This window comes from Streptomyces sp. NPDC001933 (genome assembly GCF_042890955.1).
GTDB lineage: Bacteria > Actinomycetota > Actinomycetes > Streptomycetales > Streptomycetaceae > Streptomyces.
This window is the reverse complement of the sequence record NZ_JBIASS010000005.1, coordinates 37,836-61,665: the sequence shown is the minus strand read 5'-3', so window position 1 is coordinate 61,665 and position 23,830 is coordinate 37,836. Positions and strand designations below refer to the sequence as shown.

Here is a 23,830-nt window from a genome sequence, read left to right as displayed (position 1 = left end):
ACGTACGCATTCCAGAGGAGCAAGAGCGGTGCTGAACGGGTTCAAGGACTTCATCCTGCGTGGAAACGTCATCTCCATGGCCATCGGGCTGGCGGTCGGATCGGCGTTCACCGCGGTCGTCACCGGATTCAGCACGGCCTTCATCACCCCGCTGATCGGCCTCGCCACCGGATCCGTCGGAGACTTCAGCTCGGCGGAGTTCTCGGTCGAGGGCACCATCTTCCCGTACGGGAAGTTCCTCGCCGCCGCCATCGCGTTCCTGATCACCGCCGCCGTTCTCTACTTCTGCGTCGTCGTGCCCATGGCGAAGGTCCAGGCCCGCTTCACCAAGGCGGAGAAGCTCGACATCAAGGCCGCCACCCGCGACTGCCCCCGCTGCTACAGCGAGATCCCGGCCATCGCCTCCCGCTGCGCCCACTGCACCAGCGAGATCAAGCCGGACCCCGAGGCCCTCGCGGTCGCCGGACTTCCCGCCCAGCGCTGAGTCACCCCGGGGCGGACCGGCACACGTACAGCCACTGACCCGTACGGCCCAGAGCCTGATCCGGCCACAAGAGCCGGACAGGCCCGGCCCTGCGGCGGCGCGCACAAGGGAACTAGCTCCTCTCGCCTGGCGTTGACCGGTACGGGAGGCTCCACTGGAGGAGTGGAGACCACCAAGCAAAGGGTTCCCCTGCTGCACCACTTGGAGGGCGTACCATGCACCGCCGGCACAACGGGCTGAGAACCGCCGTACTCCTCGGGGGCCTGTCCGCACTCATCATCGTCATCGGAAGCTTCTTCGGACGTACAGGCCTGATCGTCGCGCTCTTCGTAGCCGTCGGCACCAACGCCTACGCGTACTGGAACAGCGACAAGCTGGCGCTCCGGGCCATGCGGGCCCGCCCCGTCAGCGAATTCGAGGCGCCACAGCTCTACCGCATGGTCCGCGAGCTCTCCACAGCCGCCCGCCAGCCCATGCCCAGGCTCTACATCTCCCCGACGCAGGCCCCCAACGCCTTCGCCACCGGCCGCAACCCGCGCAACGCGGCGGTCTGCTGCACCGAAGGCATCCTGCGGATCCTGGACGAGCGGGAGCTGCGCGGCGTACTGGGACACGAGCTGAGCCATGTCTACAACCGGGACATCCTGATCTCGTCCGTCGCCGGGGCGCTCGCCTCCGTCGTCATGTTCCTGGTCAACTTCGCCTGGCTGATCCCGGTGGGCCGGTCCAACGACGACGACGGACCGGGCATCTTCGGGATGCTGATGATCATGATCCTCGGCCCGATCGCGGCCTCCGTCATCCAGTTGGCCGTCAGCCGCTCCCGGGAGTACGAGGCGGACGCCTCCGGCGCCCAGCTGACCGGCGACCCGCTGGCCCTGGCCAGCGCCCTGCGCAAACTCGACGCAGGAACGAAACAGCTGCCGCTGCCCCCGGAGCCGAGGCTCGAGACCGCGAGCCACATGATGATCGCGAATCCGTTCCGCCCCGGCCAGGGCATGTCCAAGCTGTTCTCCACCCATCCGCCCATGGCCGAGCGCATCGCCCGACTGGAGCAGATGGCCGGCCCCCGCTCCTGAAGCCGTTCGTTCCCGCTGCGCGACGGAGGCTCAGCGGGCTCCGAAGGCCTCGTCGCTCGGGACGATCTCGCGGCCCAGCGGCATGAGCGAGATCGGGATCATCTTCAGGTTCGCCCAGCCGAAGGGGATGCCGATGATCGACACGAACAGCGGGATGCTGGTGATCAGGTGCCCCAGCGCGAGCCACCACCCGGCGAAGACGAGCCAGATCACATTGCCGAGGAAGGAGGGCGCCCCCGCGTCGGGCCGCTCCACGGTCGTCCGCCCGAACGGCCACAACACGTAACCGGCGATCCGCAGGGAAGCGATGCCGAACGGAATCGTCACGATCAGCACGAAGCAGATGATCGCGGCGACGACGTACCCGAGGGCCATCCAGAACCCGCAGAACACCACCCACAGGATGTTCAGGATCAGCTGTATGAGCTTCATGGTCACTCGCCTTCCGGGGGTCGCCCGTCATCGCTGCTCTGCATGGTCAGTATCAGCCCTGGTCGCGGGGGAGAGCAGCCGGAGCGGGCCCGTGGAGTGACCGCCCCGCCACCCCACCGCCGCCGCTCCGCCGTCCCGCCCGGTTGTCAGTGCCGTCATTGACCATGAACGCAGGAATGGCACCGAGCAGTTGCTCGCAGCCCGTTCACAGCCTGCTCACAGGCCGCGCGGGCAACCGCCCGACCGGCGCGAACGTCTTGGATTCCAGGAACGAGTGACGGGTAGGTTCGCACGCATGAGCATTATCGGATGGATCATTCTCGGACTGGCGGCCGGAGTCATCGCCAAGATCCTGCTCCCGGGCCGTGACCCGGGCGGTCTGATCGGCACCACCCTCATAGGGATCGTCGGTGCCTTCCTCGGTGGCTGGATATCGTCGCGCTTCCTCGACCGCCCCATCACCAACGACTTCTTCGACCTGGCCACTTGGATCGCTGCCATCGGCGGTTCGCTGGTCCTGCTGATCGCCTACCGGCTGCTGTTCGGGAACTCCCGCGAACGCCGCTGACGCCCGTCCGTACCGAAGGCCCCCAACCCGGTCTCGCGCAGGGTCAGATTGAGCCTGCCGCGACTCATCCCCGTCGCGGGATCGGCGGTACCGGGGCAGACCTTCGGCACGCCGTGGAAGGCGAAACGCGAGGGCCCGCCGAAGACGAACAGATCGCCGGAGGCCAACTCCACATCCGTGTAGGGCCTTCCACGGTTCTCCGTGTTCCCGAAGCGGAAAACACAGGTGTCGCCGATGCTGAGCGACACCACCGGAGCGCCGGACCGCTCCTCCTTGTCCTGGTGCATGCCCATGCGCGCCGCCGCGTCGTAGAAATTGACGAGCGCGGTGTCCGGCGCGTACGTCCGTACCGGGCTCTCGTCCCCGTACGCCGCGACCAGCGCCTCTCGCCCCAACTCGGCCAGCCAGTCGGGGAATGCGGCCACCCGCGCCCCGTTCACGTCGTCGGCCGTGCGCGAATACCGGTACGGCTGCCAGTGCCACCCCACGCAGACCGTCTGCACGGACATCACCCCGCCGCCAGGCAGGACCGTGTGCCGCAGCGGCACCGGACCGCGCGCCCATTCCCGGCAGGCCGCCACCAACTCCCGCTGCCGCTCCGGCGACAGCCACTCGGGCACATGCACGGCCCCCGGCGCGACGACGGTGCGGGGTCTGGGGAAGAGTCCGGACATCTCAACGCACCGCCAGGGCGCCTTCCAGCCGCAGGAGCCGCTCCTTGCGCTCCAGGCCGCCCGCGTACCCCCGCAGCGCCCCGTCCGAGCCGATCACCCGGTGGCACGGCCGCACGACCAGCAGCGGGTTGCGCCCGATCGCCGTCCCCACGGCGCGCACGCCCGCTCCCGGGGTGCCGATGCGTTCGGCGATCTGTCCGTACGACACGGTCTCCCCGTAGGGGACGGCGTCCAGGGCGGTCCACACCCGGCGCTGGAAGTCGGTGCCCACGCCGTCCGCGTACACGATGTCGAAGCGGGTCAGCCGGCCCGCGAAGTACTCCCGCAGCTGGGCGGCGATCCCCGCGAACGCCTCCGGTGCGCGGACCCATCCGTCCCGGACGACCGCAGCGCCCTTCTGGCCGGGCAGCGAGAGCGAGGCGAGCGCCACCCCGCCGGTGGTCGCCTCGCCGACCAGCAGCAGTTCACCCAGCGGGCTGTCGACCGTTGCGTACATGGTCATGACTCGTCCCTTTCCTGCATGTCATGCCGCGATTCGACCGGACCGTCGCCCGACATGGACAAGTCTGCGTTCCCCGATCCGCCATGACCGGCGGTTTTCGGACATCACACCCCGGGTGCGGAGCGGTGCTCCCGCTCCGCACTCCGGCGAAGGGCGGGACCTACCGGTAGTTCACGAACTGCACGGCGAAGTCGAAGTCCTGGCCCTTCAGCAGCGCCTGCACGGCCTGCAGGTCGTCCCGGCTCTTCGAGCTGACCCGCAGCTCGTCGCCCTGGACCTGCGCCTTGACGCCCTTCGGGCCCTCGTCGCGAATGATCTTCGCCACCTTCTTGGCGTTCTCCTGGGAGATGCCCTCCTCGATCGTGGCGAAGATCTTGTACTCCTTGCCGGACAGCTGCGGCTCGCCCGCGTCCAGCGACTTCAGCGAGATGCCCCGCTTGATCAGCTTGGACTGGAAGATGTCGAGGATCGCCTTGACCCGCTCCTCGCCGTTCGCCTCCATCAGGATCTTCTCGCCGGACCAGGAGATCGAGGCGTTGGTGCCCTTGAAGTCGTAACGCTGCGAGATTTCCTTGGCGGCCTGGTTGAGGGCGTTGTCGACCTCCTGCCGCTCGACCTTCGAGACGATGTCGAAACTGGAGTCGGCCATGACGTGTGGCTCCTTGTATCGGGGATGCGGAAACGGGGGTGCATACGTACCGGCGGCGGGCCTTCCGGCCCCGCGACGCCGATCAAAGCCTAAGGGCTGTCCCGTAATCCCTGGTGGGCGTGCGACGACAGCCACGGCACCTCGCCGCGTTGTCGGAACGCCCGGATACATCCAGTATTCGGGCGTCCCTCCGCCTTGCAATGCACCGCGTCCGACGCCGCACGCTGATCCACCAGGGATTACGGGGCGGCCCTTGGCCACCCGCGCCCGATCGGGCCGCTGATCAATCCGGTGGCGAAGCACCCCCGGGCATCGGGTATCGTTTACGTCGTTGCCAGGGAGCGCCGCCGAAAAGCGGTTCTCACGGCAGCAATCCCCGGCGGTGTGCCCGAGTGGCCAAAGGGAGCAGACTGTAAATCTGCCGGCTCAGCCTACCCAGGTTCGAACCCTGGCGCCGCCACAAGGTAAGGCCCCTGTCTCAGACAGGGGCCTTCTTTGTTTCTGCCGCGCGTCCTCTGTCACTTCTGCCGCTTCTGCCGCGAGGGGTCCGGACATGGAATCCGTACTGGTCAGCGCCTGTCTGCAGGGTGTGCCCTGCCGCTTCGACGGCCGCGGCAAGGCCTCCGCCGAGGTGACCGCGGCCATCGGCGACCGCCGCCCCGTGGCCTTCTGCCCCGAGGTCTCCGCCGGACTCCCCACCCCGCGCCGCCCCGCCGAGATCGTCGGCGGCGACGGCCATGACGTGCTGGACGGCCGCGCCCGGGTCGTCGACGACACCGGACACGACGTGACGCAGGAGTTCGTGGACGGCGCGGGACGGGCGCTGGAGGCCGCGCGCCGGGCCGGGTGCACCGAGGCGCTCCTGATGGCGCGCAGCCCGTCCTGCGGGCGCGGAGCGGTCTACGACGGTACGTTCACGGGCGGGCTCCGCGAGGGCGACGGCGTCACCGCCGCGCTGCTGGAACGCCACGGCATCACCGTCCGCCCGGCACCGCGCGCCTGAGGGCCGCGCCCCGCGCCCCCGCCCGCGGGTCAGTTGCCCGCGATGTCCTTCACCGCGACCGCCAGCGGCACGTTCCCCGAGATGAGCTCCAGCGTCAGCCCCGCCGTCGCCGGGGTCTCCAGCAGCTCCAGCAGCGCCGCCGCCACGTCGTCGCGCGGCACCGGACCGCGGCCGGTCGACGCGGTCAGCAGGACCGCCCCCGTGCCCGCGTCGTTCGTCAGCATGCCGGGACGCAGGATCGTCCAGTCGAGCCCGGTCCTGGAGCGCACGTACGCGTCCGCAGCCCCCTTGGCCCGCAGATACGCGTCGAAGACCTCGTCGCCCGGGTGGTCGGGGTCGGCGCCCATCGACGAGACCACGACGTACCGCCGTACGCCCGCCAGTTCGGCGGCGTCGGCGAAGAGCACCGCCGCCCCGCGATCCACCGTCTCCTTGCGTTCCGCGCCGCTGTTCGGGCCCGCGCCGGCCGCGAAGACCACCGCGTCGGCGCCGCGCAGCACCCGGGCCACCTCCTCCACGGAGGCGGATTCGAGATCCAGGACCACCGGCTCCGCACCCACGGCCCGGAGGTCCTCGCCCTGGTCCGGATTGCGGATGACGCCCACCGCCTCGTCCCCGCGCGCGGCGAGCAACCGCTCCAGCCGCAGCGCGATCTGACCATGTCCACCTGCGATGACAATGCGCATGGTTTCGACCGTACGCCGCGACGGCCCGCCGCGCTCAGGGCCCGCCGCAGGAACCGGAATCCGGCCTCCCCTGGCGGGGCAGGCCGAGGGCGACGACGGTCTCGGAGTCGCAGTACTCGCGCACCGCGCTCGTCCGTGCCACCACCCGGCCGCGATGCACCACGACCCGGCTGTAGGCCAGCGACAGCACCCCCTCCAGCTGCTCCCCGCGCACGGCGAGCAGCTCGGCCGGGAAGCCCGCCTCGACCCTGACCCCGGGCAGCCCCAGCACCGTCCTGGCGGCCGAGGACACCGCCTCGTACGCCTCCGCGGCCGGCAGCCCGTGCTGCGAGGCCAGCAGGTAGGCGGCCTCCAGCGGATCACCGCGGCCCACGGGGTTCGCGACGTCCCGCAGCGCCCCGCTGCCCGCCGCGACCCGCACGCCGGCCGCCCGCAGCAGCCGTACGGGGGCGGTGCCCCGGCCCTCCATGCCGCAGCAGCCGCCCTGGGGGAGGCAGATCACCGTCACGCCGCCCGCGGCCAGCTGGTCGGCGGCGCGGGCCGCGGCCTGCGCGGGAAGCCGGGAGAGGCCCGCGCACGGGCCGAGGGAGACGCCGGTCCGCAGCCCTCCGGCCATGGTGGCCAGCCGGCCGAGCCGGGCCGGGTCGTCGCCTTCCGTGTGCAGGTCGACGGGGCAGCCCTGCTCGGCGGCGACCTCCAGCACCGCCTCCGCGTACCCCGTCGGGTCCGGATCGAGGTCCGGACAGCCGCCGACCGCGCCGGCCCCCATCTTCACCGCGTCGCGCAGCATGGCCAGGTTGCCGGCGCCCGCGACGCCGGTGAGCAGCCGGGGCACGGCGACGGGGGTCAGGTCGGCCAGCCCGCGCAGCGAACGGCGCGCCTGCAGTACGGCTTCGAGCGGGGCGAGGCCCTGGACGTCCCCGATCCGCACGTGCGAGCGCAGCGCCGTGGCGCCGTGGCCGAGCTGCAGCAGGGCGGCCTCGGTGGCGCGGCGCCGGATGTCCTCCGGGCGGTGCGACGCCGGTCCCGGGACGCCGGGGCCCGCGCCGTCGGCGGTGAGCGCGGTGTCGCTGTGGGCGTGGGGTTCGACGGGGGCGGGGAGCAGCAGGTAGCCGCGCAGGTCCAGCCGCGGACCGGGTGCGGTCAGACTGCCCGCCGTGCCGACGGCCTCGATGCGGCCGCCGCCGAGCCTTACGTCCACGACGCGGCCGTCGGTGAGCCGGGCGCCGCAGAGCACCAGGCCGGCCCCGGCCGGGGCGGCGGTGTCGTGGCTGCCGGTCGCATCGGCCGCGTCGGCGGCCCGGTCGTCCGGCTGCCACGGCTGGCTGTCGGGCATCGCGCTCCTGGGAATGGGGACAAGATCACGCAGAGTGAGTCGAGCCTAGGGGCGTGTTCGGCCCGGTTCGAGGAGGAGCGAAATAGTCGTACCGGTGTGGCCCTGGGTGCGTGTGGGGCGTGCGCGTACGACTGTGACGGCGGTGCCCCGCGGGGAGACCGAGGCGCTGCTCAGGCGGCCGACGGGCGGTTCCGGAGGCTGTCGGCCGAGGGATCGGCGGGACGTCGATCAAGGGTTCCGGAGGGGGCTCCGAATCGGATTTGGGCGATCGGCGAGAGACCGTGTAATGTCTTCATCGCTCGCCCCAATAGCTCAGTCGGTAGAGCGTCTCCATGGTAAGGAGAAGGTCTGCGGTTCGATTCCGCATTGGGGCTCTGGTGATCGGGAAACCCCGCTTCGGCGGGGGGACTCATTCATCAAAGCGGTGTAGCTCAGTCGGTAGAGCAAGCGGCTCATAATCGCTGTGTCACCGGTTCAAGTCCGGTCACCGCTACTTACGGTAGCCGATTGTGGGGTCGGTCCTTCGATCGGCTACTCTTTTTTGCGTTCATCCGTCCATCCGTCCGTCCAAGGAGCACTCACGTGGCTGCCACCGACGTCCGCCCGAAGATCACGCTGGCCTGCGTGGAGTGCAAGGAGCGGAACTACATCACCAAGAAGAACCGGCGTAACAACCCGGACCGTCTTGAGATGAAGAAGCACTGCCCGCGCTGCAACTCGCACACTGCGCACCGCGAAACGCGCTGAAACAGGCTCGTACACGAGGCCGTCCCCATTGGGGGCGGCCTCGTGTCGTTGTATGAAGGCTGTCCTTCGGCCTGTTCATCATTTCTTCGGCCTGTTCATCTTTCATCAGGAGGTAGCGAGCTCATGGCGCTCGACCAGTCCTTCGTGGGGCGGACCTATCCGCCCACCCCGCCGTACGAGGTCGGCCGGGAGAAGATCCGCGAGTTCGCCGAGGCGGTGGGCGACGCGAATCCGGCGTACGTCGACCCCGAGGCCGCCAAGGCGCTCGGCCACAGCGATGTGATCGCGCCGCCGACGTTCGTCTTCTCCATCACGTTCAAGGCGGCCGGGCAGGTGATCCACGACCCGCAGCTGGGCCTGGACTACAGCCGGGTGGTGCACGGCGACCAGAAGTTCGCCTATGTGCGTCCCGTACGGGCGGGGGACCGGCTGACGGTCACCTCGACGATCGAGGCCATCAAGTCCCTGGCGGGCAACGACATCCTGGACGTCCGTGGCGAGGTCCACGACGAGTCCGGTGAGCACGTCGTGACCGCGTGGACGAAGCTGGTGGCGCGCGCCGCCGAGGAGGCGTGATGACGGCGAAGATCGCATACGAGTCGGTCGAGGTCGGTACGGAGCTGCCGGCGCAGTCCTTCCCGGTGACCCGGGCGACGTTGGTGCAGTACGCGGGTGCTTCCGGCGACTTCAACCCGATCCACTGGAACGAGAAGTTCGCCCGCGAGGTCGGACTGCCGGATGTGATCGCGCACGGCATGTTCACCATGGCCGAGGCGATCCGGGTGGTCACGGACTGGGTCGGCGACCCGGGAGCGGTCGTCGAGTACGGGGTGCGGTTCACCAAGCCGGTCGTCGTGCCGAACGACGAGGACGGCGCCCTGATCGAGGTCAGCGCCAAGGTGGCAGCCCTGCTGGACGACAAGCAGGTGCGGGTGGACCTGACGGCCATGAACGAGGGCAAGAAGGTGCTGGGCATGTCCCGCGCCGTGGTGCAGCTCGGCTGAGGCCGTACCGCGCGGCAGGTATGCCGGTATGAGGGGCACGGTCCACGGGGCCGGGCCCCTCATCCTTGCCCGTGGGCAGGTTGTGCCCGGCTTCCCGGCCGGGCGCCGGGTCCGGTCGGGGCTCTGCGGCGAGGCCGGTCCGTGCCCCGCCCGAGCGGTGGGGGCACGGACCGTACCCTTGTCCCCGTGCAGGAACTCCATGACGCCCCCCTCGCCCCCCTGACCACCTTCCGGCTGGGCGGCCCCGCCGCCCGCCTCCTCACGGCGACCACCGACGCCGAGGTGATCGAAGCCGTGCGCGAGGCCGACGGGAGCGGCACCCCGCTCCTCGTCATCGGCGGCGGCAGCAACCTGGTCATCGGCGACAAGGGTTTCGACGGCACCGCCCTGCGCATCGCGACCAAGGGCTTCGCACTGGACGGCACGACGCTGGAGCTCGCCGCCGGCGAGCTCTGGACGGACGCCGTGGCCCGTACCGTCGAGGCCGGCCTCGCGGGCATCGAGTGCCTGGCCGGAATCCCGGGGTCCGCCGGTGCGACGCCGATCCAGAACGTCGGTGCGTACGGCCAGGAGGTCTCCTCGACCATCACGGAGGTCGTCGCCTACGACCGGCGCACCGAGGAAACGGTCACCATCCCGAACGCCGAGTGCGCGTTCTCGTACCGGCACAGTCGCTTCAAGGCCGAACCCGACCGTTTCGTGGTGCTGCGTGTCCGCTTCGAGCTGGAGGACGCGGGCGGTCTGTCCGCGCCGCTGAGGTACGCCGAGACGGCCCGCGCCATGGGCGTCGAGCAGGGCGAGCGGGTGCCCGCGGCGGCCGCCCGCGAGACCGTGCTGGGGCTCCGCGCCGGCAAGGGCATGGTGCTGGACCCGGAGGACCACGACACCTGGTCGGCCGGCTCGTTCTTCACCAACCCGATCCTGGAGGAGGCGGAGTACGAGGCGTTCCTCGCCCGCGCCAGGGACCGGCTCGGCCCGGAGACGACGCCCCCCGCCTTCCCCGCGGACGGGGGACGCGTCAAGACCTCCGCGGCCTGGCTCATCGACAAGGCCGGATTCACCAAGGGGTACGGCACGGGACCGGCCCGTATCTCCACCAAGCACACCCTCGCCCTCACCAACCGCGGCGAGGCGACCACCGAGGACCTCGTCGCACTCGCCCGCGAGGTCGTCGCCGGGGTCCGCGAGGCGTTCGGCGTCACGCTCGTCAACGAACCGGTGACGGTCGGCGTGAGCCTGTAGGACGGGCAGGTCCCGCCCCGCTCAGTACGCCACGCCCACGCCCTGCTTCACCGACGCCGGGTCGTCGATCAGCGCCAGCATCGCGTGGGCCACATCGGCCCGCGCGATGGTCCGGCCGCTGCGCGGAGTGCTGCCGACGGCGGTCCGGTACTTCCCCGTCAGCGGCCCGTTGGTGAGCTTCGGCGGCCGTACGGACGTCCAGTCCGTCGCGCTGCGGGCCAGCGCGGCCTCCATCAGCGTCAGGTCCGCGTAGACCTCCTTGAGGACCGCCCCGACCACCTTGCGGACCAGCCGGTCCAGGAGCGGGTCGTCGGCCGGTCGCGGGCCGACCGGGGCCGCGCTGACCACCAGCAGCCGCCGCACCCCCTCCGCCTCCATCGCCGCCAGCACCGATCCGGTGAGCCGCTCGGCGACCCCGTCCGCCTTCCGGCCGCGCGAGCCGAGCGCGGAGAGCACCGCGTCCCGGCCCGCGACAGCCTCGCGCAGCGCCTCCGGCTCGTCCATGTGCGCGACCGTGTGCACCTGCACTTCGGAGAGCGGGACGGGCAGCCGCGCCGGGTCACGGACCACCACTGTCACCTCGTGGCCCGCCGCCAGTGCCTGGCGGACGATCTCCTGACCGACGCCGCCCGTGGCGCCGAACACCGTGATCCTCATTGCACACCCTCCCAGGGTGGGTAAGTATTCACTCACCCATAGAGTGAGTGGATACTCACCACCTCGTCAAGCTTCGTTGGAGTGTGCATGGAGCAGAAGCCGGCCCGCGTCCGCATCATCGACGCCGCCCATCAGCTGATGCTCACCATCGGCCTGGCCCGCGCCACCACCAAGGAGATCGCCAGAGCCGCGGGCTGCTCCGAGGCCGCGCTCTACAAGCACTTCGCGAGCAAGGAAGAGCTGTTCGTCACCGTGCTCAAGGAACGGCTGCCCAGGATCGACCCGCTGCTGAAGCAGCTCGTCGCGACCTCGGGCCCGGAGGAGCGGACCGTCGAGCAGAACCTCACCGAGATCGCCCGCCGGGCCGCGCTCTTCTACGAGCAGGTCTTCCCGATCGCCGCCTCGCTGTACGCCGAGCCCAGGCTCAAGGCGCGCCACGACGACGCGATGCGGGAGCTCGGCACCGGCCCGCACATGCCCATCAGGGGCCTGGACGCCTATCTGCGCTCCGAACAGGACGCCGGCCGGGTCCGGGCCGACGCGGACACCTACGCGGCCGCGTCGCTGCTGCTGGGAGCCTGCGCCCAGCGGGCCTTCGCCTACGAGGCCACGGCGGACGGAGAGCCGCCGCAGACCCTCGACGAGTTCGCCGCCTCCATGGCGCGGACGCTGATGCGGGGCATCGGGGCGTAACCCGGACCCGCCCCGCGCTACCCCGCGGGCTTCGCCAGCCAGTCGTCGACGCCCGCCAGGAGCTGGTCCCGCACCGGGGCCGGCGCGGCGGAGCCCCGTACCGACTGCCGCGCCAGTTCGGCCAGCTCCTCGTCCGTGAACGCGTGATGGCGCCGCACCAGGTCGTACTGCGCGGCCAGCCGCGAACCGAAGAGCAGCGGATCGTCCGCGCCCAGCGCCATCGGCACCCCGGCCTCGAACAGTTTGCGCAGGGGTACGTCGGCGGGCTTCTCGTAGACGCCCAGCGCCACGTTGGACGCCGGGCAGACCTCGCAGGTCACCTGGCGCTCGGCCAGCGTGCGCAGCAGCCGGGGGTCCTCGGCGGCCCGTACGCCGTGCCCGATCCGGGCCGCGTCGAGATCGTCCAGACAGTCCCGCACGCTGGCGGGGCCGGACAGCTCACCGCCGTGCGGCGCCGCCAGCAGGCCGCCCTCGCGGGCGATGGCGAAGGCCCGGTCGAAGTCCCGGGCCATCCCGCGGCGCTCGTCGTTGGAGAGCCCGAATCCGACCACGCCCCGGTCCACGTACCGCACCGCGAGCCGGGCGAGCGTCCGGGCGTCCAGCGGATGCTTCATCCGGTTCGCCGCGATCACCACCCGGATCGGCAGCCCCGTATCGCGCGACGCGCTGTCCACCGCGTCCAGGATGATCTCGATCGCCGGGATGAGCCCGCCGAGCAGCGGCGCGTACGAGGTGGGGTCGACCTGGATCTCCAGCCAGCCGGAGCCGTCCGCGACGTCCTCCTGGGCCGTCTCGCGGACCAGCCGCTGAATGTCCTCGGGGGCCCTGAGACAGGACCGGGCGATGTCGTAGAGCCGCTGGAAGCGGAACCATCCGCGCTCGTCCGTGGCCCGCAGACTGGGCGGTTCGCCACTGGTGAGGGCGTCCGGCAGACGCACGCCGTACTTGTCGGCGAGTTCGAGCAGGGTCGTCGGCCGCATCGACCCGGTGAAATGCAGGTGCAGGTGGGCCTTGGGCAACAGCCGTACATCACGCTCCATCCCAAGATCCTGCCGCACACCCGGGGTTCAGCGGTAGCCGCTTTCCCCATCGGATTGCCCCTCGAACAAGCAAACGACCCCCGGCGGGAGCCGGGGGTCGGTCACTGAGTTCAGCAGCTGCTACGCCTTGGCCTCGCCCAGCAGCTTCTGGAGCCGCGACACGCCCTCGACGAGGTCCTCGTCGCCCAGCGCGTACGACAGACGCAGGTAGCCCGGCGTACCGAAGGCCTCGCCCGGTACGACCGCGACCTCGGACTCGTCCAGGATCAGCGCCGCCAGCTCGACCGAGGTGGCCGGGCGCTTGCCGCGGATCTCCTTGCCGAGCAGCTCCTTCACCGAGGGGTAGGCGTAGAACGCGCCCTCGGGCTCCGGGCACAGCACCCCGTCGATCTCGTTGAGCATCCGGACGATGGTCTGCCGGCGCCGGTCGAAGGCGGTACGCATCTCGGCGACCGCGTCCAGGTTCCCGGAGACGGCGGCCAGCGCGGCGACCTGGGCCACGTTGGAGACGTTGGACGTGGCGTGCGACTGGAGGTTGGTCGCGGCCTTGACCACGTCCTTCGGGCCGACGATCCAGCCCACCCGCCAGCCGGTCATCGCGTACGTCTTGGCGACGCCGTTGACCACGATGCACTTGTCACGCAGCTCGGGCACGATCGCGGGCAGCGAGGTGAACTTCGCGTCGCCGTAGACCAGGTGCTCGTAGATCTCGTCGGTCAGCACCCACAGGCCGTGCTCGACGGCCCAGCGGCCGATCGCCTCGGCGTCGGCCTCGCTGTACACGGCACCGGTCGGGTTCGAGGGCGAGACGAACAGGACGACCTTCGTGCGCTCGGTGCGCGCCGCCTCCAGCTGCTCGACGGAGACCCGGTAGCCGGTGGTCTCGTCGGCCACGACCTCCACCGGGACACCGCCGGCCAGCCGGATCGACTCGGGGTAGGTGGTCCAGTACGGGGCGGGGACGATGACCTCGTCGCCCGGGTCGAGGATCGCGGCGAACGCCTCGTAGATGGCCTGCTTGCCGCCGTTGGTCACCAGGATCTGCGAGGCGTCGACCTCGTAGCCGGAGTCGCGCAGCGTCTTCTCCGCGATGGCGGCCTTGAGCTCCGGGAGCCCTCCTGCCGGGGTGTAGCGGTGGTACTTCGGGTTGCGGCAGGCCTCGATCGCGGCCTCGACGATGTAGCCGGGGGTCGGGAAGTCGGGCTCACCGGCACCGAAGCCGATCACCGGACGGCCGGCCGCCTTGAGGGCCTTGGCCTTGGCGTCGACGGCGAGGGTGGCGGATTCGGAGATGGCACCGATGCGGGCGGAGACCCGGCGCTCGGAGGGGGAAGTTGCAGCGCTCATGTTCCCCATGGTTCCAGACCGTGATCCCAGTCGGCACAGCGGTTTCAGGGACCGGACACGACTCGGACAGCATGCGGACAACATGCGATCAGGAGCGGTCGGGAGCTATCTGTTCGACGCCGGGCCGCTGAACACGTACACTCACCTGTCGTTGGCCTTCACCAGCCGCACCGTTCCTGCACCCGGACCATCCGGGGAGATGCGGTAGGTTGGTGGAAACCACAAAGGGTCGTAGCTCAATTGGTAGAGCACTGGTCTCCAAAACCAGCGGTTGGGGGTTCAAGTCCCTCCGGCCCTGCTACACACTCCTTCGCCAGGATGTGTGCGCATGTACGTACTTCAATGCACCGCCGTGCGGCTCCACCGGGCGCGGCACGGCCATGACCCGGAATCAGGTGAGAAGCGTGACGGACGCCGTGGGCTCCATCGACATGCCTGATGCCGAGGATGAAGTACCCGAGTCGAAGAAGAAGACCCGGAAGGGCGGCAAGCGCGGAAAGAAGGGCCCTCTGGGCCGCCTCGCGCTGTTCTACCGCCAGATCGTCGCCGAGCTGCGCAAGGTCGTCTGGCCGACTCGCAGCCAGCTGACGACATACACCAGTGTGGTGATTGTCTTCGTCGTCGTCATGATCGGTCTGGTTACCGTGATTGACTTCGGATTCCAGCGGGTCATCAAGTACGTCTTCGGCTGATCCCGCGGAGGGCGCCTCATGGGCGCCCCTTTCGCATGTTCCACCCATTTGTATCCAGGAAGAAGCAGCCACCGTGTCTGACCCGAACCTGAACGACGCCGTCGAGCCGACGGCGGGCGCCTTCGAGTCCGCCGAGGACGAGCTCGACATCGTCGAGGCGGCGGACGCCGAGGAGCCGGACCAGGCCGAAGCTGCCGACGACGCCGCAGGTGAGCCCGCCGAGCAGGCCGCCGTCCACGACGAGGACGACGACGAGGACGACGAGGACGACGAGGACGAGGACGAGGCCGCGGAGGCCGACGCCGAATCCGAGAGCGACGAGGACGACGAGGAAGAGGCCGAGCCGGCCGAGCCCGTCGACGCCGTCACCGCCCTGCGCGACGAGCTGCGCGGCCTTCCCGGCGAGTGGTACGTCATCCACACGTACGCCGGTTACGAGAAGCGTGTGAAGGCCAACCTGGAGCAGCGCGCCGTCTCGCTCAACGTCGAGGACTTCATCTACCAGGCCGAAGTGCCCGAGGAAGAGATCGTCCAGATCAAGAACGGCGAGCGCAAGAACGTCCGCCAGAACAAGCTCCCGGGCTACGTCCTGGTGCGCATGGACCTGACGAACGAGTCCTGGGGCGTCGTCCGCAACACCCCCGGCGTCACCGGCTTCGTGGGCAACGCCTACGACCCGTACCCGCTGACCCTGGACGAGATCGTCAAGATGCTCGCCCCGGAGGCCGAGGAGAAGGCCGCCCGCGAGGCCGCCGAGGCCGAGGGCAAGCCGGCTCCGGCCCGCAAGGTCGAGGTCCAGGTGCTCGACTTCGAGGTCGGCGACTCGGTCACCGTCACCGACGGACCGTTCGCGACGCTGCAGGCGACGATCAACGAGATCAACGCCGACTCGAAGAAGGTCAAGGGCCTCGTCGAGATCTTCGGCCGCGAGACCCCGGTCGAGCTCAGCTTCGACCAGATCCAGAAGAACTAGCGGCTTCCCGCCAGTTTCTGGACACATGCCTACCGAGCAGGTCAGACCGGCTGAGAAGCCCGTCTGACCTGCTCGGTTTTTGGTCGCGCAGCTATACCCGTTATCGTTGTGCGGTATGCCTCCATCCGGATGATCCGGAAGGCGGCGAAACACTCTCACTAGGACCCGGAGAGAGCAATGCCTCCCAAGAAGAAGAAGGTCACGGGGCTTATCAAGCTCCAGATCAACGCTGGTGCGGCCAACCCGGCCCCGCCGGTCGGCCCCGCGCTCGGCCAGCACGGCGTCAACATCATGGAATTCTGCAAGGCCTACAACGCCGCGACCGAGTCGCAGCGTGGCATGGTCGTGCCGGTGGAGATCACGGTCTACGAGGACCGTTCCTTCACCTTCGTGACCAAGACTCCGCCGGCCGCGAAGCTGATCCTCAAGGCTGCGGGCGTGGAGAAGGGCTCCGGCGAGCCGCACAAGACCAAGGTCGCCAAGCTGACGGCTGCCCAGGTCCGTGAGATCGCCACGACGAAGCTCCCCGACCTGAACGCCAACGACCTCGACGCCGCGTCGAAGATCATCGCTGGCACCGCCCGTTCCATGGGCATCACGGTCGAAGGCTGATTCAGCCCCTCACATCCCCAGTGGTAGGGCCAAGCGCTGGCCCGCACCACGACTCCACACCCTGAAACCAACAGGAGTAGAAGTGAAGCGCAGCAAGAACCTCCGCGCTGCGGACGCCAAGGTCGACCGGTCGCGCAACTACGCGCCGCTCGAGGCCGTCCGTCTCGCCAAGGACACCGCCTCCACCAAGTTCGACGGCACCGTCGAGGTCGCGTTCTGCCTGGGTGTCGACCCGCGCAAGGCCGACCAGATGGTCCGTGGCACCGTGAACCTCCCGCACGGCACCGGCAAGACCGCCCGGGTCCTGGTCTTCGCGACCGGTGACCGCGCTGCGGCCGCGGAAGCCGCGGGCGCCGACATCGTCGGCGCCGACGAGCTCATCGACGAGGTGGCGAAGGGCCGTCTGGACTTCGACGCCGTCGTCGCCACCCCGGACCTCATGGGCAAGGTCGGCCGCCTCGGCCGGGTGCTCGGTCCGCGTGGTCTGATGCCGAACCCGAAGACCGGCACCGTCACCCCCGATGTCGCGAAGGCTGTCAACGACATCAAGGGCGGCAAGATCGAGTTCCGCGTCGACAAGCACTCGAACCTGCACTTCATCATCGGCAAGGTCTCGTTCGACGACACCAAGCTGGTGGAGAACTACGCGGCGGCGCTGGAGGAGATCCTCCGTCTGAAGCCGTCCGCCGCCAAGGGCCGCTACATCAAGAAGGCCACCCTGGCCACCACGATGGGCCCCGGCATCCCGCTGGACGCCAACCGCACCCGTAACCTCCTCGTCGAGGAGGACCCGGCCGCCGTCTGAGCCCCAGCGCTCGGCAGCAAGCCGCGTCACGTGTGACATTGACGGGCCCCGCAACCTTTCGAGGTGCGGGGCCCGTCCTTGTATCCGTATTGCCGGAGGCTGTGTCGGACCTGTGCGTTAGCGTGAGGCCCCGACAGAGCCGAACGAGGGGTGGAAGCTGACATGAGGACCAGTACCGTGCGACGCGTGTGTCTGTCGGTGGCAGCGGCAGCGGCGCTGACGTCGGTCGCGGCCTGCAGCGGATCGGACAGCGGCAAGAGCGACAAGAGCGACAAGCAGGGCAGTGGCGTCGTCAAGGCCGACCCGATAGCCGCGCTGCGCGCCGTGGAGAAGAAGACCGGTGGGGAGAGCTCGGCGAAGGTCGAGGGCACCACGCAGATGGGCACCACGATGTCCATGGAACAGAGCGGCACCATCGACTGGACCGACGGTCTCACCGGCGCCATGGAGATCACGTACACCGGCGGCAGCATGGCGGACGCCATGAAGCAGTCCGGTGGCACCGGCACGATGCAGGCCCGCTACTTCAAGGACGGCTACGTCGTCAACATGGGCGACGGCTTCGCGAAGCAGACCGGCGGCAAGCACTGGATCTACTACGGCTACGCCGACCTCGCCAAGATGGCGGGCGCCTCCGGCGAGGCGATGAAGCAGCAGATGCAGAACACCACCCCTGACCAGGGCGTGAAGTCGCTGCTGGCCTCCGGGGACGTGAAGAAGGTCGGCAAGGAGGACGTCCGCGGCGTATCCGCCACGCACTACTCCGGGACCATCGACGTCGCCGCTCTGACCGCGAAGAACTCCGAGCTCGACGCCGCCCAGCTGGAGCAGCTGAAGAAGCAGCTGAGCGACGCCGGCATCACCACGGAGACGATCGACATCTGGGTCGACGACAACGACCTGCTGGTCAAGAAGAGCGAGCGCGGCCAGATGAAGACCGGCGAGCTCAACTCCACGGTGTACTACAGCGATTACGGGACGAAGGTCTCCGTCGAGCAGCCGCCGGCCGCCGACACGGTGGACTTCGCCGAGCTTCTCAAGCAGCAGCAGGGGGCGGGTTCGGGCGCGTCCTGAACCTCCCGTGCCGCCCCGGGCGGGACGGATTTGCTCGGCGCGACTCCGGTCGCGTACTCTCCTACAGAAGCCAAAGACCGCTGGTCGTTGCTGTGCTCTCGCAAGAGGGGACAGCGACCGAAGGATCCGTTGAGTACGGGCGACCTGCGCAGGTGACTGTGGAAAGCTCCCGGATTTTTTCGGTCGAGCTACGCCCTGGCGCCTGCGCCGGGGCGTTTCGTCTTTCCCGGCCCCTTCTGAGCGGTCCTCATCACCCGGAAGGAGGCCGACGCTCATGGCAAGGCCCGACAAGGCTGCCGCGGTAGCCGAGCTCGCGGACCAGTTCCGCAGCTCGAACGCCGCTGTGCTGACCGAGTACCGGGGTCTCACCGTGGCGCAGCTCAAGACGCTGCGTCGTTCGCTCGGTGAGAACGCCCAGTACGCCGTGGTGAAGAACACGCTGACCAAGATTGCGGCCAACGAGGCCGGGATCACGTCGCTGGACGACCAGTTCACTGGTCCGACGGCGGTTGCCTTCATCACCGGTGACCCGGTGGAGTCGGCGAAGGGTCTTCGTGACTTCGCCAAGGAGAACCCGAACCTGATCATCAAGGGCGGTGTCCTTGATGGCAAGGCGCTGTCCGCCGATGAGATCAAGAAGCTTGCGGACCTCGAGTCCCGCGAGGTTCTGCTCAGCAAGCTGGCCGGTGCCTTCAAGGGCAAGCAGTCTCAGGCTGCTTCGCTCTTCCAGGCGCTGCCGTCGAAGTTCGTCCGCACCGCGGAGGCGCTTCGCGTCAAGCTCGAAGAGCAGGGCGGTGCCGAGTAACTCGGCTCGCGCAATGATCGTCGCCCACTAGGGAGACGGTCGCAGCGGGCCGAACGTACGCCCGCCTACATGTACATCCGGCACCTGCCGAATTAGTGGAAGGACGCCATCATGGCGAAGCTGTCCCAGGACGACCTGCTCGCGCAGTTCGAAGAGATGACCCTCATCGAGCTCTCCGAGTTCGTGAAGGCCTTCGAGGAGAAGTTCGACGTCACCGCCGCTGCGGCCGTCGCCGTCGCCGGTCCGGCCGGCCCGGGCGCCGTTGCCGAGGCCGTCGAGGAGAAGGACGAGTTCGACGTCATCCTCACCGGCGCCGGCGAGAAGAAGATCCAGGTCATCAAGGTCGTGCGTGAGCTGACCTCGCTGGGTCTGAAGGAGGCCAAGGACCTCGTCGACGGCACCCCGAAGCCGGTCCTCGAGAAGGTCGCCAAGGAGGCCGCCGAGAAGGCTGCCGAGTCCCTCAAGGCCGCCGGCGCTTCCGTCGAGGTCAAGTGACTCAGGGAGTCTGCTGACTCCTTCTGACGCCTCCTGCCGTACGGCACGGACGTCATCACACGAAGGGCGATCACCCATCCGGGTGGTCGCCCTTCGGCGTACCCGAGGCGGCTGCCTTGCTCTTCCGGCGGCGACGAGTATGGTGATCTTCGCCGTTGCCTCTCCGGAGCGGCCGACCGGCGCCGGGAGGCGGTCGGGTGCGGACCTCGGGGCGTTGTCCCCGCAGGGGGGCCTTGACGAACCGCACGCGGCGCGCAATTCTCAGGACGCGTCGTCACATCGATCCGAATCCGAGGCATGGATCGTGGGCGAAGCGGGCAGTAAAGAAGAGCGCAGCACGCGCAAGGGCTAGCCATAGGTGTTGAGAACAGCTGTTGAGAGCAACGTGGGTCTCTGAGAACCCCGACTGGACATCAGTGTGCCGTTTGGCTACACTGACCCTTTGCGCTGCCTGTTAGCTGCCTCCTGCCCGTCACCAGGGGCATGCCCTCGCTTGAGCACCGATGACTGATCGTCTCTGACCTGGCCTTATTCGGTCGAATCAGGAACCGACTGCCATCGTGTCCGGCTTGGGACCGGTACGCGCGTAGTGAGTCCGAGCCCTCGGAAGGACCCCCTCTTGGCCGCCTCGCGCAACGCCTCGACCGCGAATACGAACAACGGTGCCAGCACCGCCCCGCTGCGCATCTCCTTTGCAAAGATCAAGGAGCCCCTCGAGGTTCCGAACCTCCTCGCGCTGCAGACCGAGAGTTTTGACTGGCTCCTCGGCAATGCCGCATGGAAGGCTCGCGTCGAGGCTGCTCTGGACAGTGGACAGAACGTCCCGACCAAGTCCGGCCTGGAAGAGATCTTCGAGGAGATCTCGCCGATCGAGGACTTCTCCGGGTCGATGTCGCTGACTTTCCGCGACCACCGCTTCGAGCCCCCGAAGAACTCGATCGACGAGTGCAAGGAGCGCGACTTCACGTTCGCCGCCCCGCTCTTCGTCACCGCCGAGTTCACCAACAACGAGACCGGCGAGATCAAGTCCCAGACGGTCTTCATGGGCGACTTCCCGCTCATGACCAACAAGGGCACCTTCGTCATCAACGGCACCGAGCGTGTCGTCGTGTCGCAGCTGGTCCGCTCGCCGGGTGTCTACTTCGACTCCTCCATCGACAAGACGTCCGACAAGGACATCTTCTCCGCCAAGATCATCCCGTCCCGGGGTGCCTGGCTGGAGATGGAGATCGACAAGCGCGACATGGTCGGTGTCCGCATCGACCGCAAGCGCAAGCAGTCCGTCACCGTTCTCCTGAAGGCTCTCGGCTGGACGACCGAGCAGATCCTGGAGGAGTTCGGCGAGTACGAGTCCATGCGCGCCACCCTGGAGAAGGACCACACCCAGGGCCAGGACGACGCGCTGCTCGACATCTACCGCAAGCTGCGTCCGGGTGAGCCGCCCACCCGTGAGGCCGCTCAGACGCTGCTCGAGAACCTCTACTTCAACCCGAAGCGCTACGACCTCGCGAAGGTCGGCCGCTACAAGGTGAACAAGAAGCTCGGCGCCGACGAGCCGCTCGACGCCGGTGTGCTCACCAGCGACGACGTCATCGCGACGATCAAGTACCTGGTCAAGCTGCACGCCGGTGAGACCGAGACGGTCGGCGAGTCCGGCCGCTCGATCATGGTCGAGACCGACGACATCGACCACTTCGGCAACCGTCGTATCCGTAACGTCGGTGAGCTCATCCAGAACCAGGTCCGTACGGGTCTCGCCCGTATGGAGCGCGTCGTGCGCGAGCGCATGACCACCCAGGACGTCGAGGCGATCACGCCGCAGACCCTGATCAACATCCGGCCGGTCGTCGCCTCCATCAAGGAGTTCTTCGGCACCAGCCAGCTGTCCCAGTTCATGGACCAGAACAACCCGCTGTCGGGCCTGACGCACAAGCGTCGTCTCAACGCGCTGGGCCCGGGTGGTCTCTCCCGTGAGCGGGCCGGCTTCGAAGTCCGTGACGTGCACCCCTCGCACTACGGCCGCATGTGCCCGATCGAGACGCCCGAAGGCCCGAACATCGGTCTGATCGGCTCGCTGGCCTCCTACGGCCGGATCAACGCGTTCGGTTTCATCGAGACGCCGTACCGCAAGGTCGTCGAGGGCCAGGTCACCGACGAGGTCGACTACCTGACCGCCGACGAGGAGGACCGCTTCGTCATCGCGCAGGCCAACGCGCCGCTGAGCGACGAGCTCCGCTTCGTCGAGAACCGCGTGCTGGTCCGCCGCCGCGGCGGCGAGGTCGACTACGTGCCCGGCACGGACGTCGACTACATGGACGTCTCGCCGCGCCAGATGGTGTCCGTCGCGACCGCGATGATCCCCTTCCTGGAGCACGACGACGCCAACCGTGCCCTCATGGGCGCGAACATGATGCGTCAGGCGGTGCCGCTGATTAAGTCGGAGGCCCCGCTCGTCGGCACCGGCATGGAGTACCGCTGCGCCACCGACGCCGGCGACGTGCTCAAGGCCGAGAAGGACGGTGTGGTCCAGGAGGTCTCCGCGGACTACATCACCGTGACCAACGACGACGGCACGTACACCACGTACCGCATCGCCAAGTTCATGCGCTCCAACCAGGGCACCTCGGTCAACCAGAAGGTTGTCGTCTCCGAGGGCGACCGGGTCGTCGCCGACCAGGTCCTCGCCGACGGTCCGGCCACCGAGAACGGTGAGATGGCCCTCGGCAAGAACCTGCTCGTGGCGTTCATGCCGTGGGAGGGTCACAACTACGAGGACGCGATCATCCTGTCGCAGCGCCTCGTGCAGGACGACGTCCTCTCCTCGATCCACATCGAGGAGCACGAGGTCGACGCCCGTGACACCAAGCTCGGCCCGGAGGAGATCACCCGGGACATCCCGAACGTCTCCGAGGAGGTCCTCGCCGACCTCGACGAGCGCGGCATCATCCGTATCGGTGCCGAGGTCGTCGCCGGTGACATCCTCGTCGGCAAGGTCACGCCCAAGGGTGAGACCGAGCTGACCCCCGAGGAGCGTCTGCTCCGCGCGATCTTCGGTGAGAAGGCGCGCGAGGTGCGCGACACCTCGCTGAAGGTGCCGCACGGTGAGATCGGCAAGGTCATCGGCGTCCGCGTCTTCGACCGCGAAGAGGGCGACGAGCTGCCGCCGGGCGTGAACCAGCTGGTCCGCGTCTACGTCGCGCAGAAGCGCAAGATCACCGACGGTGACAAGCTCGCCGGCCGTCACGGCAACAAGGGCGTCATCTCGAAGATCCTGCCGATCGAGGACATGCCGTTCCTGGAGGACGGCACCCCGGTCGACATCATCCTCAACCCGCTGGGTGTCCCGTCCCGAATGAACCCGGGACAGGTCCTGGAGATCCACCTCGGCTGGCTCGCCAGCCGCGGCTGGGACGTCTCCGGCCTCGGTGACGAGTGGGCCAAGCGCCTGCAGGCCATCGGCGCCGACCAGGTCGCCCCCGGCACCAACGTCGCCACCCCCGTCTTCGACGGTGCGCGCGAGGACGAGATCTCCGGTCTCTTCGAGGCCACGATCCCGAACCGCGACGGTGACCGCCTGGTGCAGCCCTCCGGCAAGGCCAAGCTGTTCGACGGCCGCTCCGGCGAGCCGTTCCCGGACCCGGTCTCGGTCGGCTACATGTACATCCTCAAGCTGCACCACCTCGTCGACGACAAGCTGCACGCTCGTTCGACGGGTCCGTACTCCATGATCACCCAGCAGCCGCTGGGTGGTAAGGCTCAGTTCGGTGGTCAGCGATTCGGTGAGATGGAGGTGTGGGCCCTTGAGGCATACGGTGCCGCATACGCCCTCCAGGAGCTCCTGACGATCAAGTCCGACGACGTGACCGGCCGCGTGAAGGTCTACGAGGCCATCGTCAAGGGCGAGAACATCCCCGAGCCCGGCATCCCCGAGTCCTTCAAGGTGCTCATCAAGGAAATGCAGTCGCTCTGCCTCAACGTGGAGGTGCTGTCCTCGGACGGCATGTCCATCGAGATGCGCGACACGGACGAGGACGTCTTCCGCGCGGCGGAGGAGCTCGGTATCGACCTGTCCCGGCGCGAGCCGAGCAGCGTCGAAGAGGTCTGACGGGTTGGCCGGCCGGATCCCAGTGATCCGGCCGGCTCTCCCCGGACCCGTTCAGACCATTGCTGAAGTGCCCCGATTTCTCGCCTGACGCGAGGGGGCTCGAACCCCCGAAAGAGGGATTGACGA

26 protein-coding genes and 4 tRNA genes are annotated in these 23,830 nt (G+C 68.7%); 21 read left to right on the top strand and 9 right to left on the bottom strand.

Features of this window, described 5'->3' with window-relative positions; genetic code table 11:
• Positions 1-28 precede the first annotated feature (28 nt).
• Complete coding sequence (locus ACFYY7_RS14020; RefSeq protein WP_388661222.1) at positions 29-484, top strand: MscL family protein; 456 nt, start codon at positions 29-31, stop codon at positions 482-484.
• A gap of 215 nt (positions 485-699) precedes the next feature.
• On the top strand, positions 700-1,563 hold the full coding sequence (gene htpX / locus ACFYY7_RS14015; protein ID WP_388661218.1) for a zinc metalloprotease HtpX: 864 nt from the start codon (positions 700-702) through the stop codon (positions 1,561-1,563).
• Positions 1,564-1,593: 30 nt separating this feature from the next.
• Here the strand turns inward: htpX and ACFYY7_RS14010 are convergent, their stop codons facing one another.
• Positions 1,594-1,995, bottom strand: coding sequence for a YccF domain-containing protein (locus ACFYY7_RS14010; RefSeq protein ID WP_388661215.1), 402 nt, complete (start codon positions 1,993-1,995; stop codon positions 1,594-1,596).
• A 295-nt stretch (positions 1,996-2,290) separates the two neighbouring features.
• Here ACFYY7_RS14010 and ACFYY7_RS14005 point away from each other — a divergent pair, with 295 nt between their 5' ends.
• A complete protein-coding gene (locus tag ACFYY7_RS14005) occupies positions 2,291-2,563 on the top strand; it encodes a GlsB/YeaQ/YmgE family stress response membrane protein (RefSeq protein ID WP_388661212.1) in 273 nt (90 codons plus the stop codon).
• Here the strand turns inward: ACFYY7_RS14005 and ACFYY7_RS14000 are convergent.
• The 3 genes from ACFYY7_RS14000 to ACFYY7_RS13990 form a co-directional block, all read right to left on the bottom strand.
• A complete protein-coding gene (locus ACFYY7_RS14000; protein WP_388661209.1) occupies positions 2,524-3,237 on the bottom strand; it encodes an alpha-ketoglutarate-dependent dioxygenase AlkB family protein in 714 nt (237 codons plus the stop codon). The two genes, ACFYY7_RS14005 and ACFYY7_RS14000, sit on opposite strands and share 40 nt — an antisense overlap.
• 1 nt (position 3,238) lies before the next feature.
• Positions 3,239-3,739 (bottom strand): methylated-DNA--[protein]-cysteine S-methyltransferase, encoded by a 501-nt coding sequence (locus ACFYY7_RS13995; RefSeq protein WP_388661207.1) that lies wholly within the window; start codon positions 3,737-3,739, stop codon positions 3,239-3,241.
• A 160-nt stretch (positions 3,740-3,899) separates the two neighbouring features.
• The gene (locus tag ACFYY7_RS13990; protein WP_072485575.1) at positions 3,900-4,388 is read right to left on the bottom strand and encodes a YajQ family cyclic di-GMP-binding protein; all 489 of its coding nucleotides are present in this window, start codon (positions 4,386-4,388) and stop codon (positions 3,900-3,902) included.
• A gap of 378 nt (positions 4,389-4,766) precedes the next feature.
• Between ACFYY7_RS13990 and ACFYY7_RS13985 the strand changes: the two genes are divergently transcribed.
• Positions 4,767-4,848, top strand: a tRNA-Tyr gene (locus ACFYY7_RS13985).
• Positions 4,849-4,941: 93 nt separating this feature from the next.
• Complete coding sequence (locus ACFYY7_RS13980) at positions 4,942-5,391, top strand: DUF523 domain-containing protein (RefSeq protein ID WP_388661204.1); 450 nt, start codon at positions 4,942-4,944, stop codon at positions 5,389-5,391.
• Positions 5,392-5,420: 29 nt separating this feature from the next.
• On the opposite strand, the gene ACFYY7_RS13975 is transcribed toward ACFYY7_RS13980, so the two are convergent.
• Together ACFYY7_RS13975 and ACFYY7_RS13970 are read right to left on the bottom strand one after the other, a co-directional pair.
• Positions 5,421-6,077 (bottom strand): SDR family oxidoreductase, encoded by a 657-nt coding sequence (locus tag ACFYY7_RS13975; protein WP_388661201.1) that lies wholly within the window; start codon positions 6,075-6,077, stop codon positions 5,421-5,423.
• Positions 6,078-6,111: 34 nt separating this feature from the next.
• The gene (locus tag ACFYY7_RS13970) at positions 6,112-7,413 is read right to left on the bottom strand and encodes an amidohydrolase family protein (RefSeq protein ID WP_388661197.1); all 1,302 of its coding nucleotides are present in this window, start codon (positions 7,411-7,413) and stop codon (positions 6,112-6,114) included.
• Positions 7,414-7,714: 301 nt separating this feature from the next.
• Between ACFYY7_RS13970 and ACFYY7_RS13965 the strand changes: the two genes are divergently transcribed.
• The 6 genes from ACFYY7_RS13965 (at position 7,715) to ACFYY7_RS13940 (ending at position 10,406) form a co-directional block, all read left to right on the top strand.
• Positions 7,715-7,787, top strand: a tRNA-Thr gene (locus ACFYY7_RS13965).
• A gap of 46 nt (positions 7,788-7,833) precedes the next feature.
• Positions 7,834-7,906, top strand: a tRNA-Met gene (locus ACFYY7_RS13960).
• 89 nt (positions 7,907-7,995) lie between these two features.
• Positions 7,996-8,160, top strand: a complete 165-nt coding sequence (gene rpmG, locus ACFYY7_RS13955) for a 50S ribosomal protein L33 (protein ID WP_003956487.1) — start codon at positions 7,996-7,998, stop codon at positions 8,158-8,160.
• 123 nt (positions 8,161-8,283) lie between these two features.
• Positions 8,284-8,736 (top strand): MaoC family dehydratase N-terminal domain-containing protein, encoded by a 453-nt coding sequence (locus ACFYY7_RS13950; RefSeq protein WP_326767196.1) that lies wholly within the window; start codon positions 8,284-8,286, stop codon positions 8,734-8,736.
• Positions 8,736-9,164, top strand: coding sequence for a MaoC family dehydratase (locus ACFYY7_RS13945; protein ID WP_388661194.1), 429 nt, complete (start codon positions 8,736-8,738; stop codon positions 9,162-9,164). The genes ACFYY7_RS13950 and ACFYY7_RS13945 overlap by 1 nt, the downstream gene beginning before the upstream one ends.
• Positions 9,165-9,350: 186 nt before the next feature.
• A complete protein-coding gene (locus ACFYY7_RS13940) occupies positions 9,351-10,406 on the top strand; it encodes a UDP-N-acetylmuramate dehydrogenase (RefSeq protein ID WP_388661191.1) in 1,056 nt (351 codons plus the stop codon).
• Positions 10,407-10,427: 21 nt separating this feature from the next.
• Here the strand turns inward: ACFYY7_RS13940 and ACFYY7_RS13935 are convergent, their stop codons facing one another.
• Entirely contained in the window at positions 10,428-11,063 is a 636-nt protein-coding gene (locus ACFYY7_RS13935; protein ID WP_388661188.1) for an NAD(P)-dependent oxidoreductase, read from the bottom strand.
• Between the two features lie 87 nt (positions 11,064-11,150).
• Here ACFYY7_RS13935 and ACFYY7_RS13930 point away from each other — a divergent pair, with 87 nt between their 5' ends.
• Positions 11,151-11,756 carry a TetR/AcrR family transcriptional regulator gene (locus tag ACFYY7_RS13930; RefSeq protein ID WP_388661185.1) on the top strand — a complete coding sequence of 202 codons (606 nt, stop codon included), beginning with the start codon at positions 11,151-11,153 and terminating at the stop codon, positions 11,754-11,756.
• Positions 11,757-11,773: 17 nt separating this feature from the next.
• On the opposite strand, the gene ACFYY7_RS13925 is transcribed toward ACFYY7_RS13930, so the two are convergent.
• Together ACFYY7_RS13925 and ACFYY7_RS13920 are read right to left on the bottom strand one after the other, a co-directional pair.
• On the bottom strand, positions 11,774-12,796 hold the full coding sequence (locus ACFYY7_RS13925) for an adenosine deaminase (RefSeq protein ID WP_388661182.1): 1,023 nt from the start codon (positions 12,794-12,796) through the stop codon (positions 11,774-11,776).
• Positions 12,797-12,916: 120 nt separating this feature from the next.
• Positions 12,917-14,143, bottom strand: coding sequence for a pyridoxal phosphate-dependent aminotransferase (locus ACFYY7_RS13920; protein ID WP_388661179.1), 1,227 nt, complete (start codon positions 14,141-14,143; stop codon positions 12,917-12,919).
• A gap of 225 nt (positions 14,144-14,368) precedes the next feature.
• Between ACFYY7_RS13920 and ACFYY7_RS13915 the strand changes: the two genes are divergently transcribed.
• The 9 genes from ACFYY7_RS13915 to rpoB all read left to right on the top strand — a co-directional run bounded on the left by ACFYY7_RS13915 (position 14,369) and on the right by rpoB (position 23,704).
• Positions 14,369-14,441, top strand: a tRNA-Trp gene (locus ACFYY7_RS13915).
• Between the two features lie 106 nt (positions 14,442-14,547).
• A complete protein-coding gene (gene secE, locus ACFYY7_RS13910) occupies positions 14,548-14,835 on the top strand; it encodes a preprotein translocase subunit SecE (protein ID WP_072485564.1) in 288 nt (95 codons plus the stop codon).
• Positions 14,836-14,908: 73 nt separating this feature from the next.
• Entirely contained in the window at positions 14,909-15,808 is a 900-nt protein-coding gene (nusG, locus tag ACFYY7_RS13905) for a transcription termination/antitermination protein NusG (protein WP_388661176.1), read from the top strand.
• A 177-nt stretch (positions 15,809-15,985) separates the two neighbouring features.
• Positions 15,986-16,420 (top strand): 50S ribosomal protein L11, encoded by a 435-nt coding sequence (rplK, locus tag ACFYY7_RS13900; RefSeq protein ID WP_006126872.1) that lies wholly within the window; start codon positions 15,986-15,988, stop codon positions 16,418-16,420.
• A gap of 82 nt (positions 16,421-16,502) precedes the next feature.
• Positions 16,503-17,225, top strand: a complete 723-nt coding sequence (gene rplA, locus ACFYY7_RS13895; RefSeq protein WP_072485562.1) for a 50S ribosomal protein L1 — start codon at positions 16,503-16,505, stop codon at positions 17,223-17,225.
• A 162-nt stretch (positions 17,226-17,387) separates the two neighbouring features.
• Positions 17,388-18,299 carry a hypothetical protein gene (locus tag ACFYY7_RS13890; protein ID WP_388661173.1) on the top strand — a complete coding sequence of 304 codons (912 nt, stop codon included), beginning with the start codon at positions 17,388-17,390 and terminating at the stop codon, positions 18,297-18,299.
• 274 nt (positions 18,300-18,573) lie between these two features.
• Positions 18,574-19,104: a 50S ribosomal protein L10 gene (gene rplJ, locus ACFYY7_RS13885; RefSeq protein WP_093540771.1), complete on the top strand. Its 531-nt coding sequence runs from the start codon at positions 18,574-18,576 to the stop codon at positions 19,102-19,104.
• Between the two features lie 111 nt (positions 19,105-19,215).
• Positions 19,216-19,599: a 50S ribosomal protein L7/L12 gene (gene rplL, locus ACFYY7_RS13880; RefSeq protein WP_114246089.1), complete on the top strand. Its 384-nt coding sequence runs from the start codon at positions 19,216-19,218 to the stop codon at positions 19,597-19,599.
• A gap of 619 nt (positions 19,600-20,218) precedes the next feature.
• Entirely contained in the window at positions 20,219-23,704 is a 3,486-nt protein-coding gene (gene rpoB, locus ACFYY7_RS13875; protein ID WP_266730405.1) for a DNA-directed RNA polymerase subunit beta, read from the top strand.
• Positions 23,705-23,830: the final 126 nt, after the last annotated feature.